Source organism: Lysinibacillus sp. NPDC093216, assembly GCF_050280325.1.
GTDB lineage: Bacteria > Bacillota > Bacilli > Bacillales_A > Planococcaceae > Lysinibacillus.
On the sequence record NZ_JBNNVB010000006.1, the window covers coordinates 73,642 to 86,926 of the forward strand.

Consider the following 13,285-nt stretch of genomic DNA (forward strand, 5'->3'; position numbering starts at 1 on the left):
CGTGGATGCGGAGCGGATGCGGAGCGGATGCGGAGCGGATGCGGAGCGGATGCGGAGCGGATGCGGAGCGGATGCGGAGCGGATGCGGAGCGGATGCGGAGCGGATGCGGTAAATGTTTTTGTAGTTAAAGCAATGCGGAGGCATCAAATGTTTTCTGAGCGAACGCGAAGTTGCGGCATCTAATGGTTTCTGGGCGAACACGAAGTTGCAGCGTCTAATGTTTTCTGGACGAAAGCAATACGGCGGCATCTAATGGTTTATTGGCGAATGCGAAGTTGCGGCTATAATTACGCCAAAGCAAAATTGATTTAATTTATTTTACTTTAACAGGGTTAATATTTGACCTTCCCTGACTATAATGTGTATGATAAGGATACAGCTGAATTACCAAGGAAGTTTTCAGCAAAAGTATTCGAATTTAGTTTTTTAAGGAGGATTTAACATGAATTTAATTCCTACAGTTATTGAACAAACAAGTCGTGGTGAACGTGCGTATGACATCTATTCACGACTACTAAAAGACCGTATTATCCTATTAGGAAGTGCAATTGACGACAACGTTGCTAACTCAATTGTTGCTCAACTTCTATTCCTACAAGCAGAAGATCCAGACAAAGATATCTTTCTTTACATTAACTCACCGGGTGGATCTATCACTGCTGGTATGGCAATTTATGACACAATGCAAATTATCAAGCCACAAGTACAAACAATTTGTATCGGAATGGCTGCATCTATGGGTGCTTTCCTACTTGCTGCTGGTGAACCTGGTAAACGTTTCGCATTACCGAATGCTGAAGTAATGATTCACCAACCTCTTGGCGGTGCACAAGGTCAGGCAACTGAAATCGAAATCGCTGCAAAACGTATTTTATTCTTACGTGAAAAATTAAATGGAATTTTATCGGAACGTACTGGTCAACCACTTGAAGTCATTGCAAGAGATACAGATCGCGATAACTTCATGACAGCTGAGCGTGCAAAAGAATACGGCCTAATCGACCAAATTATGGAACGTAAATAAAAATGCTAAAGGCATCCCAGATTATTTCTGAGATGTCTTTTTTTGTTTTTCGACATTAAATGTATGTATGGTTTGATGAGGCTATCCTTCACTTTGATTGGGCTATCCGCGATTTTGATGGTTTTATCCACGACTTTGGCTACTCTATCCATCATTTTGATGGTTCTATCCACGATTTTGGCTCTTCTTTCCGTCGCTCTGACTTTTCCTTCCGTCGCTTCGGCCTTTCTTTCCGTCGCTTCGACTATTCTTTCCGTCGTAGCCTTTTCTTCCGTCGTTCTGACTTTTCCTTCCGTCACTTCGGCCTTTCTTTCCGTCACTTCGGCCTTTCTTTCCGTCGCTTTGACTCTTCTTTCCGTCGCTTTGACTCTTCTTTCCGTCTCAGCCTTTTACTTCCGTCGCTCTGACTTTTCCTTCCGTCGCTTCGGCCTTTCTTTCCGTCGCTTCGACTATTCTTTCCGTCGTAGCCTTTTCTTTCCGTCGTTCTGACTTTTCCTTCCGTCACTTCGGCCATTCCTTCCGTCACTTCGGCCATTCCTTCCGTCACTTCGGCCATTCCTTCCGTCACTTCGGCCTTTCTTTCCGTCGCTTTGACTCTTCTTTCCGTCTCAGCCTTTTACTTCCGTCGCTCTAACTTTTCCTTCCGTCGCTTCGACTATTCTTTCCGTCGTAGCCTTTTCTTTCCGTCGCTCTGACTTTTCCTTCCGTCACTTCGGCCTTTCTTTCCGTCGCTTTGACTCTTCTTTCCGTCTCAGCCTTTTACTTCCGTCGCTCTGACTATTCCTTCCGTCGCTTCGACTATTCCTTCCGTCGCTTTGGCCATTCCTTCCGTCGCTCTGACTTTTCCTTCCGTCGCTTTGGCCATTCCTTCCGTCGCTCTGACTTTTCCTTCCGTCGCTTTGGCTCTTCTACCCATCATTTCTATCAACGACTTTGGCCTTTCTTTCCCTCGTCCCATCCTTACTTCCCATCGCTTTGACTCTATTTTCAGGACCTATTTATTCGGTGCAAAAGCGCAAAAAAACTGTCCAACATGTAAGTTTTACTGTTTGGACAGTTTTTGCATCATAGTTTTTTAATCTTCTTTTTCGATTAGTGCTGCTAATGCTGTAACCGCTTGCTCAGCATCGTTGCCATCGCCACTAAGTACAACCTCTGTTCCTTTTGCAATGGCTAAGCTCATAACACCCATAATGGATTTAGCATTTACTTTTTTCTCGTCTTTTTCCAGAAAGACATCGGCGCTAAAACGATTTGCTTCTTGTACAAATAGTGCTGCTTGTCTAGCTTGTAGTCCTAATTTTAATTTCACATGGACTCTTCTCTCGGTCATTCTTAAAACTCCCCTTTACTACCGTTCATCTATTATTTTTATCTTACCTTACTTACTAGCAAAAGAACAAGACACGAATCAATTATGCCTCCGCATAATTGCCGGCTTTCGGTACGACAGACATTTGTAACTGCCGCTTCGCTTTCGTTACATAAAACATTTGTAACTGCCGCTTCGCTTTCGTTACATAAAACACCTGTAGCTCACGCTTCGCTTTCGCTACAGATAATAATTACTGAAAGAAGTTAAACATCACATTCATACCTGAAAAGTATGAAAATTTAACCACCAATTTTTTCTCCGCTTCTTAATGCATCGGCAATTTCATCTATTTTCCGTAATCGATGATTGACACCGGATTTACTAACCGTTCCACTTGATACCATTTCACCAAGTTCTTTTAGTGTTACATCTTGGTATTCTACGCGTAATCGTGCAATTTCACGCAGTTTTTCTGGCAATTGATCTAGGCCAATTGAATTTTCAATAAATCGGATATTCTCTACTTGACGTAATGCTGCGCCTATTGTTTTATTCAAGTTCGCTGTTTCACAGTTAACTATGCGATTAACACTATTTCTCATGTCGCGCAATATGCGAACGTCTTCGAATTTCATCATTGCTTGATGCGCTCCAACAATATTAAGAAAATCAGAAATTTTTTCAGCTTCTTTTAAATAAGTTACAAAGCCTTTTTTTCGTTCAATTGTTTTTGCATTTAGCTCAAATTCATTCATTAAATCCATTAAAGCCTCGCCATGCTCTTTATATAATGAATAAATTTCTAAATGGTAGGCCGATGTTTCTGGATTGTTGACAGAGCCACCAGCTAAAAACGCACCCCGTAAGTATGCTCTTTTTTGACCACTCTTTTTAATGAGCTTCCGAGAAATAGTATGATTAAATTGAAAGTCGTCTGAGATGATTTCTAAATCAATCAGTAGCTCACGGGCACCTTCTCTTACGCGGCAAATGTATACGTTATTTTTTTTCAAACGCATTTTTTTTCTAACAAGTAACTCTACATTATATGGATACAGCTTCTTCATAATCGTATAAAGTCTTCTTGCGATTGCAGCGTTTTCAGTTTGTACGTCTAAGCTTAACTGTTTATTAGCAAAGGATAATGAACCATTCATACGAATTAGGGCAGATACTTCTGCTTTCATACAATGATTGTCCGCTTCTATTTGAGTTAACTCTTTTTTCGTTTCAGAAGCAAAAGACATATCACGCCCTCCTTTCAACTTTTTGTTCTATGTATATGTTCATCTTATCATATACAATAAGCGCTTTATGATTCACTAACTTCTTGTTTATAGATATTTGCGTAATCTACAAGCCATTTCGCAACGTTTGTAGCATTATGACGCACCGTCCCATCTGGGCGAATCGTGGCAATATCTCGTTGAATAACCTCTAATCCCATACTTTCAAGCTTTGCAACGTCAAATGTTACTGGTTCAGCACACTCTTCCTTATAAAGCTCTTTTACAGGATGAGGAAGTTTTACATCATTTACCAATATAGAATCGATGAAGGAGTCTTCCACATGCTTATATATAGCTTTAACATGATCGCCTGCTGTATAGGAAATGGTTTCACCTTTTTGAGTCATTAAATTACAAACGTAAATTTTTCTTCCTTTAGCCTTTACAACAGCATCTCCTATTCCTTTTACAAGGAGGTTTGGAATAATGCTTGTATATAAACTTCCTGGACCAATTAAAATATAGTCAGCACGATGAATTGCTCGAATAGCCTCTGGTAACGGTTTCACGTTTTCTGGCACTAAAAAAACACGACTAACTCGTTTTTTAGCCTTTGGGATTTTAGATTCCCCTTCAATGATTGAACCGTCCTCAAGTTCAGCATGTAAATTTATCTTTTTATTGGCTGCTGGTATGACGCGACCATGAACCTTTAAAACCTTTCCCATTTCACTAATAGCATGGTTAAAGTCCCCAGTAATATCTGTTAAAGCAGTCAGCATTAAATTACCTAATGAATGCCCACGTAAATCTTCCGATGCAGAAAAACGGTATTGAAACATTTGCTCTACAAGCGGCTCAACATCCGATAACGCCGCGATCACATTACGGACATCACCTGGTGGTGGAATATCATAGTCATCTCGTAAGCGTCCCGAAGAACCACCATCATCTGCTACTGTCACAATTGCAGTAATATCAAATGGGTGGTGCTTGAGCCCTCGTAGTAACGTAGAAAGCCCCGTACCACCACCAATTACAACAAGCTTTGTTCGCTTCTTTCCCATTCACTCAATCCTTTCTACGATTGATGTCACGATGTGTAATAACAGTGTTTTCCTTCCCAGCTAAATATGCCCCAAAATACTCTGCTAATGTTACTGAACGATGCTGTCCTCCAGTACATCCAAAGGCAATGACAAGTTGTGATTTGCCCTCTTGTCTATAGAGTGGAATCATAAATTCAAACAAATCCGTTAGTTTCTGAATGAGTGTTTGCGTATCTTCAAGTGCCAGAACATAAGAAGATACCTCAGTTTGTAATCCCGTTTTATGGCGTAACTCTTCTACATAATATGGATTTTTTAAAAAACGGACATCAAATACTAAGTCGGCATCTATCGGCATACCATGTTTAAATCCAAAAGACATGATATTTACCGAGAAAATATTATCAGCATCACTGGCAAATTCTTTAGCGATTTTTTCTCGTAGCTCTTTAGGCTTCATATTAGATGTATTATAGACAAATTTAGCGCGACCTTTTACTTCGGATAAAAGTTTACGTTCTTGTTTTATGCCATCTAATGGCAAACCATTTACAGCTAATGGATGTGCACGTCTTGTCTCTTTATAACGTCTAACTAAAGCTGCATCATCTGCATCTAAAAATAAAATTCGTGCAACTATATCGCCTTCTTTAAGAATATGGTCGAGAGCGCCGATAAGAGAATCAAAAAAGTCGCCACCACGCATATCCATGACAGCTGCTATACGTGTAATATTTTTACCAGAATCCCTTAGTAAGGTTAAAAATGTTGTGAGTAGCGCTGGTGGTAAATTATCAATACAGTAATACCCTAAATCCTCAAAGCTTTGAATAGCTACTGTTTTCCCAGCTCCAGACATTCCTGTAATAATAACCAATTCATGTGTACCTTTTGGTCCTTCAACCACCACTGTCATGCAGCTCCTTTATTGTTCGATTGATATTTGTATTTTCTCATGCAGTAATTCAAAATCAGTTGTGTATTCAAATGTACCGTACTGAATGCCTGTTTGTGAGATAGCAAATTGTAAGTTTGTTCGATCACCTTCAGCCATTGGCAAATGTTTCAAATCCTCTACTGGGTGCCATGCAAGTTTGCCTTCTCTAGTTTCTTTAAACGGTACTCCTTCTACATCCTTTGCAACAAATGTATAAAGCATCCATTCGTCCACTACCTCATTATTTTCTTTAATAACCATCGTATAAACACCTTTTAAATGAGCATTTATTGGTGTGACATTTGTTTCTTCTTTAAACTCACGTACTGCAGCCTCATAAATCGATTCACCGCTCTCCATTTTACCGCCAGGAGCTACGAACCAGCCACGTCTCGGCTTCTGAAGTAATAACACTTGACCGTCTTTTACGGCTATTAAATTTGCAATCCTTTGCATAGGCACACCTCTAATCTCTTTTGCATTCTACCTTTTATTATAGCAAGACCAAACAAGGTTTGTCCTCAATTCTAAACTTTACTTCATTTGCAATTTTAACTTCATCGATACTGTTTTTAACCTCTACTCAAACATATGAAACTCCGCCATAAAAATTTCCGTTCATAACAAAAATAGGTTGCTCCACCTAATTTGGCGGAAACAACCTACTCAACAAAATAAAAGGGGGATTGCTAATTACAATTTATATATTACACCTTTTATATGTCATTCAAGTTACAACTATATTAAGACCGTATTAAAATTGTATTTTTTTCCTTAAAATAACGATCTTGGGCTAATCACCGTAACGTGTGGTTGATTTCCGTTCCGACCGAGCGCTTTGCCGCTGACGCTTCGCTTTCGCGCAGAGCAGAGCTTCCTGGGGGCGTCCGATGAGCCGCTTCGTTGCTGTCGCTTCGCTTTCGCACAGAAAACATCCGCTTCGCTGCAGGGTCTCGGGCCAACACGATGTTGGTCACGAAGGCGTTATCACAGGATGTGATGGTTTTAGCCTTCGTTCCTCTATTGCTAATCCCCGAGGAGTCGCCCAGTCTCCACTCCAATCAACTTATATAAATGACATACATTTCAAAAAAATGTCATCCACAACTCTGGTGATGAAACTGCCTTTAGCAATGATCACTTTAAGCATTAATTTTTTCTAATAATTCTTCCACATAGTGCTGTACTGCTTGTGCTGCGATACTTCCGTCACCTGTCGCTGTAACGATTTGACGAAGTGATTTTTCACGTACATCTCCAGCAGCGAAGATACCTGGTACTGTCGTTTCCATATTATCATTTGTCAAAATATAACCAGCCTCATTTAAAATACCTAGAGACTCAAATGGTTTTGTTAATGGGAGCATACCAATGTATACGAATACGCCATCAGTAGCAAAATTAGATTCAACACCATCTACAGTTGATTGTAATGTTACACTTCCAACTTTACCGTTTGCCTCATTAATTTCTTTGACTGTTGCATTCCAAATGAAATCAATTTTTTCGTTAGCAAAGGCACGATCTTGGAGAATTTTTTGTGCACGTAATTTATCACGACGGTGCACAATTGTTACTTTATCAGCAAAGCGAGTTAAATAAACGCCTTCTTCAACAGCTGAATCTCCGCCACCTACGACAACAAGATTTTTTTGTTTGAAGAATGCACCATCACATACTGCACAATAGCTGACACCGCGGCCACCAAGTTCTTTTTCGCCAGGCACGCCCATTTTTTTATACTCGGCACCTGTAGAAAGAATAATTGCTCGTGTTTTATATTCTTTAGCACCTGAAATTATTGTTTTATATTCCTCACCATCAATAATTTCTGTTACATCGCCATATGCATACTCTGCACCAAATTTCTTAGCATGATCGAACATTTTTGTAGATAGCTCAGGCCCTAAAATTGTATCAAACCCAGGATAGTTTTCTACTTCTTCTGTATTTGCCATTTGTCCGCCAGGGATTCCACGTTCAATCATTAAAGTTGAAAGGTTGGCACGTGATGTATAAACAGCAGCAGTCATTCCAGCTGGACCTGCACCAATTATTACTACATCATAAATTTTTTCTTCTGACATAAATACTTCCCCCTAAACAGATTTTTTACTTTTTTATAATAATGTTAGTATGTTCATCGTATGTGAAAGTAAAAAGTTATTCAACTATGTTGCTCACAGTCTAATTATGAGTGTCTGGTAAAAACATTAAAATTTCTTCAATATACTTCGATAAAGTTGACACTGATACTCCGTATTGCTGAGCGATCTCTTTTTTTGTAACCTTGAGCATTCTGGAAGAACGAAATAAGTAATCATTTGCTCCTGCAATAGCTGCTGGATTTGTAAAACGATAATTGTTCATCAATGCTTGCTCACAAAGCACAAACCACATTTGGAACATTGGTGCAATTATTGTCGTTAGCTTTTCATACTGTTCTAGTAAAATTTCTGGCACACTTACTGCTCGTATAAAGCTAGCCTCTACTTTGTTTTTCATATCAAATTGATGTTCTAGTGCATAAGCGAGGAATAGCTTTTCATACGCATTAAATTGGTCAACATCTATCCATTTTGGATGCGCAATAATTTCCTGTTTATGTGCTGTACAGCTTAGTAAAAACAACCCAAATATCCGTTCACTTGTATATTCGCTCTCTAGCTTTTCCACAATATAATCACGGTCATGTTCTAATGCATCAAGTGAATAATTGTTTTCTTCTTGACGCCACGGTTCAAAGCCTTCTTTATCGGGATCCAGCTCAAGTAGCTGCCCCCATGTACTCTTTGAAATTTCTTCATGTCCTGAGAAATAAGCGGCATGTGATAACCAAAAGTAAAAGCCAGCATCGCCTACATAGCCTCTTTTCTGCATGCTACGCAACCATTTAAATGCTAAATCATATTGTCCAATGAGCGCTAATGTAGCACCCAGCTTGTAGCGATGTTCCCATAAGTATGGCTGAATTTTCACAAGTATTTCTAAAAGATCCTTTAAATCTTCTTCATTTTTTTCATAGTATGCGATAACCGTTAAATTACATAGTGCATGTAAATTCCCTTTATTTTCGCGTAATACAGTGTTTAGCAGAGCTTTCGCTTGTTCTGCTTCACCCACATAAAAATAGGCAAGGGCTAAGTTGTTATAAGCTGACCAAAAATCTGGTCTGTCTTCAATTAAGTCTTCTAGCATTTTAATAGCTTCAGGGAAATCTCCCTTTTCCATACAACGTCTTGCCTGTTCTTGTCGATATAAGTCTTCAGCAGAACCTTCAAGCTCCTCAAAATCATCCTGCTCAAAATCAACAAACTCTAATATTTCAGCAGCTTCATCTGCATAGGCACCTTCTGGCTCTAATTGTAAATATTGCTCTGCAAAGCGCTTAGCGTCATGTATGATACCGATACATCCTGAAACCTCTGCCATGTAAAAAATAATTTCTGGATTATCTTTATCTATCTGATAGGCACGACGAAGAAGATCATACGCTTCCTCAAAACGTTGACCCTCTAACTCTATTATCGCTAATTGTAATAAAATCATCGGATCATCAGGACTTAAATCAACTGCTCGCTGTAAATATTTATAGGCTTTATTCATTTGTCCGCTATTCATTGCTTGAATTGATTTTTTATAATAATAGTCGCCTGTTGGAATGAACGACACTATATTCGTTTGATTCTCTTTTTGACGTTTCTTTTCCAAAACATTTCCTCCGAAACAAGAAATAAGGAACGTATTATACGTTCCTTTACACAGTAACTTCTATTATAGCATACAATAAGCAATATGCCGTTATTTCTCCTCGTGACGTTTTTCTAACACATGTAACACGTCATAAACACTTACTTTTTGCTCTTGTAGTAACACTAATAGGTGATAAATTAAATCGGCAGACTCCCACTTCACTTCTTCTGCATCGCGATTTTTTGCACCTATGACAACTTCAGTTGCTTCTTCTCCAACTTTTTTACAAATTTTATCGATACCTTTATCGAATAAATATGTAGTATACGCCCCTTCTGGCATTTCTTGCTCGCGTTTTTCAATGACCTTTACGAGTTTAGAAATAATCTCAACAGATCCTACCTTGTCATTTTGCTGAATAATCTCCGTAAAGCAAGAAGTTGTTCCATTATGACAAGCCGGTCCAGCAGGAATTACTTCCACAACTAATGCGTCACTATCACAGTCCGCCTTAATAGATATCACTTTTTGCGTATGACCACTCGTTGCCCCTTTGTGCCAGAGTTCTTGACGTGAACGTGAGAAGAACCATGTTTCTCCCGATTCAAGTGTTTTCTCTAGAGATTCTTTATTCATATACGCTACAGTTAGTACTTCTTTTGTATTAGCATCTTGTACAACCGCAGTGACAAGACCTTTTTCATCAAATTTAATGCTGTCAATCATCTTATTGCCACTCCTTTTTCACGTAAGTATTCTTTTACTTGTGCTACGCTCGTTTCTTTGTAATGGAAGATGGATGCGGCAAGTGCTGCATCTGCATCGATATCTTCAGCTAATACTTCGTAAAAATGTTCAGCATTTCCTGCACCGCCGCTTGCAATAACAGGAACTGTCACAGCCTCTCTCACAGCTTTTGTTAAGGCTAAATCAAAACCAGATTTCTCACCGTCCTGATTCATACTCGTTAATAAAATTTCACCTGCACCTAAGCGAACCGCTTCCTTCGCCCATTCAGTTACTCGCCATGTTGTTTTGTTTCGGCCCCCATGCGTATAAACCATCCATGTGGCATCTTCTTCGCTATAGCGGGCATCAATAGCTACAACAATACATTGCGCACCAAAAAAGTCAGAACCTTCTTTAATGAGCTCTGGTCGCTCTAAAGCAGAAGTATTCACTGATACTTTATCGGCACCTGCACGTAAAATGCGTTTCATATCATCTAATGTACGAATTCCACCACCTACTGTGAATGGAATGGCTAATGTAGCTGCAGTTTGCCGTACGACATCCACCATTGTTTCACGTCCTTCATGTGATGCCGAAATATCTAGAAATACAAGCTCATCTGCCCCTTGTTCATCATAAAACTTTGCAAGCTCAACTGGGTCACCCGCATCACGTAATGACACAAACTGTACACCTTTTACAACACGTCCCTCTTTTACATCAAGACATGGGATAATACGCTTTGTTAACATGATGCCACCCCCTTCAACCATTGTTCTAATAAATGCACACCTAGTTCACCTGACTTTTCGGGATGGAACTGCATGCCCGTAATAGAGCCATTTGCCACAATGCCAGGAACCTTAATATCATGATAATCCGCATAAGCGACAAGCTCCGTTTCATCGATATCGGTTGCATAAAATGAGTGCACAAAATAAACATGCTTTGCCGTTACTTCGCCATTTAACCAAGAAGGACGGTTTGTCACTTCGAGCTCATTCCACCCCATATGCGGCACTCGATACTCCTGCCCAGCGTTGTCACCAGTAAATCGTTTAATGCTTCCTTTAAAAAAGCCTAGACCTTTCGTTGGGGCTACCTCTTCACTTTGCTCAAATAATAATTGCATGCCTAAGCAAATTCCAAGAAGTGGTCGATTTTCTGCTTTCACCTTGTGCAAATATTGATCTAAATTCGTTTCAGCTAAACGTTTGATGGCATCTGGAAATGCTCCAACACCAGGAAGCAACAGTGCATCTGTTGTATCTAGCACTTTTTCATTAGCCGTGACAACAACCTCACAGCCTAGTCGTTTTAATGCCTGTTCAACGCTAAATAAATTCCCCATGCCATAATCAATAACACCTATTTTCACGTTAACAGCCCCTTAGTCGATGGTACACCTTTAACACGTGGATCAATTTCCACTGCTGCATCAATGGCACGTGCTAACGCCTTAAAAACAGCTTCAATAATATGATGTGTATTATGGCCATAAGGTACGATGACATGAACATTCATCCGAGCCTCGAGTGCAAACTTCCACAAAAATTCATGTACTAATTCAGTATCGAAGCTACCGACCTTTTCCTTCAACTGTGGCACACGATATTCTAAGTGCGGACGATTTGAGCAATCCACCACGACCTGTGCAAGTGCATCATCCATTGGCACAAATGCTGTGCCGTAACGCTTTATTCCTTTTTTATCACCGAGCGCTTCGCGAATAGCTTGGCCTAATACAATTCCGAGGTCCTCTGTTGTATGATGATCATCTATATATGTATCACCATTGGCTTCTATCGTCCCATCAAAAAGCCCATGTTTGATAAATAGGTCAAGCATGTGATCCATAAAGCCAACACCCGTTTTAATATTTGCCTTCCCTTCACCATCTAAATCGATGGCTACCGAAATTTGTGTTTCGTTTGTCGTACGTTCAACTTTTGCATATCGTTTTTTTCCAGTCATTGTACTACTCCTTTTCCCATCCACGCGATTCGACTGCACGTGCATGGCCTTCTAAGCCTTCCATACGTGCTAGACGTGCAATTTTCGGTGCGTTTTCTGCCCAAGTTTTTTCACTATAAAAGACGACGCTCGATTTTTTCACAAAATCATCGACGTTTAAGCCACTTGCAAAGCGTGCAGTGCTATTCGTTGGAAGCACATGATTTGTCCCTGCGAAGTAATCACCAACTGGTTCAGAGCTATAACGACCGATGAAAATACCCCCTGCATGTCGTACTTGCTCAGCTACAGCCTCAGCATTTTTTGTGACAATTTCTAAATGCTCAGGTGCTAGAGAATTAATGGCCTCTACGGCATCTGCCATCGTTTCAGCCACATAAATGACACCAAAGTTTTCTATAGATGCACGTGCGACCTCTTCACGCGGTAAAGTCGTTAATTGCTTCTCCACTTCATCAGCTACTTTTATAGCCAATTGCTCAGAAGTCGTCACTAAAATGGCACAAGCCAATTTATCATGCTCAGCCTGTGATAAAAGGTCAGCCGCGATTTCATCAGCAAATGCTGTGTCGTCTGCTATCACTGCAATTTCACTTGGGCCAGCAATCATATCAATCGCTACCTCACCAAAAACCTCACGTTTTGCTAATGCTACAAAAATATTTCCTGGACCCGTTATTTTATCAACCGGAGAAATTGTCTCTGTTCCATATGCAAGAGCCGCAATCGCCTGAGCTCCACCGATTTTATATATTTCTGCTACTCCTAAAATATGCGCTGCAGCTAGTACGCCTGGAGGTAAATTTCCATCGCGACCTGCTGGAGATGTAATTACTATGCGTTTGACACCAGCTACTTGTGCAGGAATAACGTTCATCAAGACCGAAGATGGGTACGCTGCTGTACCACCAGGAACATAAAGACCTACTGCATCAAGCGCAGTAATTCGTTGCCCAAGCCATGAACCATCTTTAAGCTCTAAGCGATAACCTGAGCGCTTTTGCTGTTCGTGATAAAAGCGAATATTTTGAGCTGCTTCTGTTAAATCTGCATAAAGCTGTTGATCAATTGCATTTGCGCCCTCTTCAATTTCTTCCTTCGTTACGCGTAAATGATTAGGGGCAAAGCCATCCCATTTTTCTGTATAAAAACGTATGGCTGCGTCACCTTGTTCACGAACGTCTGCTAATACTTGACGCACAACCTTTAACTGTTCTTCATTTCCACCTTCAAGTGGTCTCTTTAAAGAAATACCTTTTGCTAGCTTTGTTATTTTCATAGGATTAATCTCCTTTAAATCTAGGAATGTGCCTCTTCCAGACAGTAGACAT

At 40.1% G+C, this 13,285-nt stretch carries 16 protein-coding genes; 3 read left to right on the forward strand and 13 right to left on the reverse strand.

From position 1 onward, the window contains the following. Positions 1-443: 443 nt before the first annotated feature. Together clpP and ACQKOG_RS09225 are read left to right on the forward strand one after the other, a co-directional pair. Positions 444-1,025 (forward strand): ATP-dependent Clp endopeptidase proteolytic subunit ClpP, encoded by a 582-nt coding sequence (clpP, locus tag ACQKOG_RS09220; RefSeq protein ID WP_132361998.1) that lies wholly within the window; start codon positions 444-446, stop codon positions 1,023-1,025. Positions 1,026-1,084: 59 nt separating this feature from the next. Continuing rightward, a complete protein-coding gene (locus ACQKOG_RS09225) occupies positions 1,085-1,432 on the forward strand; it encodes a hypothetical protein (protein WP_427446121.1) in 348 nt (115 codons plus the stop codon). A 344-nt stretch (positions 1,433-1,776) separates the two neighbouring features. Here the strand turns inward: ACQKOG_RS09225 and ACQKOG_RS09230 are convergent, their stop codons facing one another. From ACQKOG_RS09230 to ACQKOG_RS09255, 6 genes are all read right to left on the reverse strand, one after another. Next, positions 1,777-1,983 carry a hypothetical protein gene (locus tag ACQKOG_RS09230; protein ID WP_427446123.1) on the reverse strand — a complete coding sequence of 69 codons (207 nt, stop codon included), beginning with the start codon at positions 1,981-1,983 and terminating at the stop codon, positions 1,777-1,779. 117 nt (positions 1,984-2,100) lie between these two features. Then, entirely contained in the window at positions 2,101-2,358 is a 258-nt protein-coding gene (locus tag ACQKOG_RS09235) for an HPr family phosphocarrier protein (RefSeq protein WP_370083594.1), read from the reverse strand. Between the two features lie 281 nt (positions 2,359-2,639). After that, the gene (gene whiA / locus ACQKOG_RS09240; protein ID WP_049668978.1) at positions 2,640-3,587 is read right to left on the reverse strand and encodes a DNA-binding protein WhiA; all 948 of its coding nucleotides are present in this window, start codon (positions 3,585-3,587) and stop codon (positions 2,640-2,642) included. 65 nt (positions 3,588-3,652) lie between these two features. Continuing rightward, complete coding sequence (locus ACQKOG_RS09245) at positions 3,653-4,636, reverse strand: gluconeogenesis factor YvcK family protein (RefSeq protein WP_370083596.1); 984 nt, start codon at positions 4,634-4,636, stop codon at positions 3,653-3,655. 4 nt (positions 4,637-4,640) lie between these two features. Continuing rightward, complete coding sequence (gene rapZ / locus ACQKOG_RS09250) at positions 4,641-5,534, reverse strand: RNase adapter RapZ (protein ID WP_370083598.1); 894 nt, start codon at positions 5,532-5,534, stop codon at positions 4,641-4,643. Between the two features lie 9 nt (positions 5,535-5,543). Continuing rightward, complete coding sequence (locus ACQKOG_RS09255; protein ID WP_370083600.1) at positions 5,544-6,011, reverse strand: NUDIX domain-containing protein; 468 nt, start codon at positions 6,009-6,011, stop codon at positions 5,544-5,546. A 434-nt stretch (positions 6,012-6,445) separates the two neighbouring features. On the opposite strand from ACQKOG_RS09255, the gene ACQKOG_RS09260 reads away from it, so the two are divergent. Continuing rightward, entirely contained in the window at positions 6,446-6,718 is a 273-nt protein-coding gene (locus ACQKOG_RS09260) for a hypothetical protein (RefSeq protein WP_370083602.1), read from the forward strand. Here the strand turns inward: ACQKOG_RS09260 and trxB are convergent. The 7 genes from trxB to hisD all read right to left on the reverse strand — a co-directional run bounded on the left by trxB (position 6,698) and on the right by hisD (position 13,233). Next, positions 6,698-7,642 (reverse strand): thioredoxin-disulfide reductase, encoded by a 945-nt coding sequence (gene trxB, locus ACQKOG_RS09265; RefSeq protein ID WP_370083604.1) that lies wholly within the window; start codon positions 7,640-7,642, stop codon positions 6,698-6,700. The two genes, ACQKOG_RS09260 and trxB, sit on opposite strands and share 21 nt — an antisense overlap. A 100-nt stretch (positions 7,643-7,742) precedes the next feature. Continuing rightward, positions 7,743-9,266, reverse strand: coding sequence for a tetratricopeptide repeat protein (locus ACQKOG_RS09270; RefSeq protein ID WP_402870996.1), 1,524 nt, complete (start codon positions 9,264-9,266; stop codon positions 7,743-7,745). Positions 9,267-9,356: 90 nt separating this feature from the next. Continuing rightward, a complete protein-coding gene (hisIE, locus tag ACQKOG_RS09275; protein ID WP_370083607.1) occupies positions 9,357-9,974 on the reverse strand; it encodes a bifunctional phosphoribosyl-AMP cyclohydrolase/phosphoribosyl-ATP diphosphatase HisIE in 618 nt (205 codons plus the stop codon). Then, positions 9,971-10,732: an imidazole glycerol phosphate synthase subunit HisF gene (hisF, locus tag ACQKOG_RS09280; protein ID WP_370083609.1), complete on the reverse strand. Its 762-nt coding sequence runs from the start codon at positions 10,730-10,732 to the stop codon at positions 9,971-9,973. The genes hisIE and hisF overlap by 4 nt, the downstream gene beginning before the upstream one ends. After that, positions 10,726-11,358, reverse strand: coding sequence for an imidazole glycerol phosphate synthase subunit HisH (gene hisH / locus ACQKOG_RS09285; protein WP_370083611.1), 633 nt, complete (start codon positions 11,356-11,358; stop codon positions 10,726-10,728). The genes hisF and hisH overlap by 7 nt, the downstream gene beginning before the upstream one ends. Then, positions 11,355-11,954: an imidazoleglycerol-phosphate dehydratase HisB gene (hisB, locus tag ACQKOG_RS09290; protein WP_370083613.1), complete on the reverse strand. Its 600-nt coding sequence runs from the start codon at positions 11,952-11,954 to the stop codon at positions 11,355-11,357. Before hisB ends, hisH begins: the two co-directional genes overlap by 4 nt. Positions 11,955-11,958: 4 nt before the next feature. Continuing rightward, positions 11,959-13,233, reverse strand: a complete 1,275-nt coding sequence (gene hisD / locus ACQKOG_RS09295; protein WP_427446129.1) for a histidinol dehydrogenase — start codon at positions 13,231-13,233, stop codon at positions 11,959-11,961. Positions 13,234-13,285: the final 52 nt, after the last annotated feature.

Bases quoted from the DNA above. Each gene is read 5' to 3' on its own strand.
- hisIE (WP_370083607.1), bottom strand. From the start codon at position 9,974: ATGATTGACAGCATTAAATTTGATGAAAAAGGTCTTGTCACTGCGGTT.
- trxB (WP_370083604.1), bottom strand. From the start codon at position 7,642: ATGTCAGAAGAAAAAATTTATGATGTAGTAATAATTGGTGCAGGTCCA.
- ACQKOG_RS09235 (WP_370083594.1), bottom strand. From the start codon at position 2,358: ATGACCGAGAGAAGAGTCCATGTGAAATTAAAATTAGGACTACAAGCT.
- ACQKOG_RS09230 (WP_427446123.1), bottom strand. From the start codon at position 1,983: ATGGGACGAGGGAAAGAAAGGCCAAAGTCGTTGATAGAAATGATGGGT.
- ACQKOG_RS09245 (WP_370083596.1), bottom strand. From the start codon at position 4,636: ATGGGAAAGAAGCGAACAAAGCTTGTTGTAATTGGTGGTGGTACGGGG.
- whiA (WP_049668978.1), bottom strand. From the start codon at position 3,587: ATGTCTTTTGCTTCTGAAACGAAAAAAGAGTTAACTCAAATAGAAGCG.
- hisF (WP_370083609.1), bottom strand. From the start codon at position 10,732: ATGTTAACAAAGCGTATTATCCCATGTCTTGATGTAAAAGAGGGACGT.
- hisD (WP_427446129.1), bottom strand. From the start codon at position 13,233: ATGAAAATAACAAAGCTAGCAAAAGGTATTTCTTTAAAGAGACCACTT.
- ACQKOG_RS09260 (WP_370083602.1), top strand. From the start codon at position 6,446: ATGAGCCGCTTCGTTGCTGTCGCTTCGCTTTCGCACAGAAAACATCCG.
- clpP (WP_132361998.1), top strand. From the start codon at position 444: ATGAATTTAATTCCTACAGTTATTGAACAAACAAGTCGTGGTGAACGT.
- hisB (WP_370083613.1), bottom strand. From the start codon at position 11,954: ATGACTGGAAAAAAACGATATGCAAAAGTTGAACGTACGACAAACGAA.
- rapZ (WP_370083598.1), bottom strand. From the start codon at position 5,534: ATGACAGTGGTGGTTGAAGGACCAAAAGGTACACATGAATTGGTTATT.
- ACQKOG_RS09255 (WP_370083600.1), bottom strand. From the start codon at position 6,011: ATGCAAAGGATTGCAAATTTAATAGCCGTAAAAGACGGTCAAGTGTTA.
- ACQKOG_RS09225 (WP_427446121.1), top strand. From the start codon at position 1,085: ATGTATGTATGGTTTGATGAGGCTATCCTTCACTTTGATTGGGCTATC.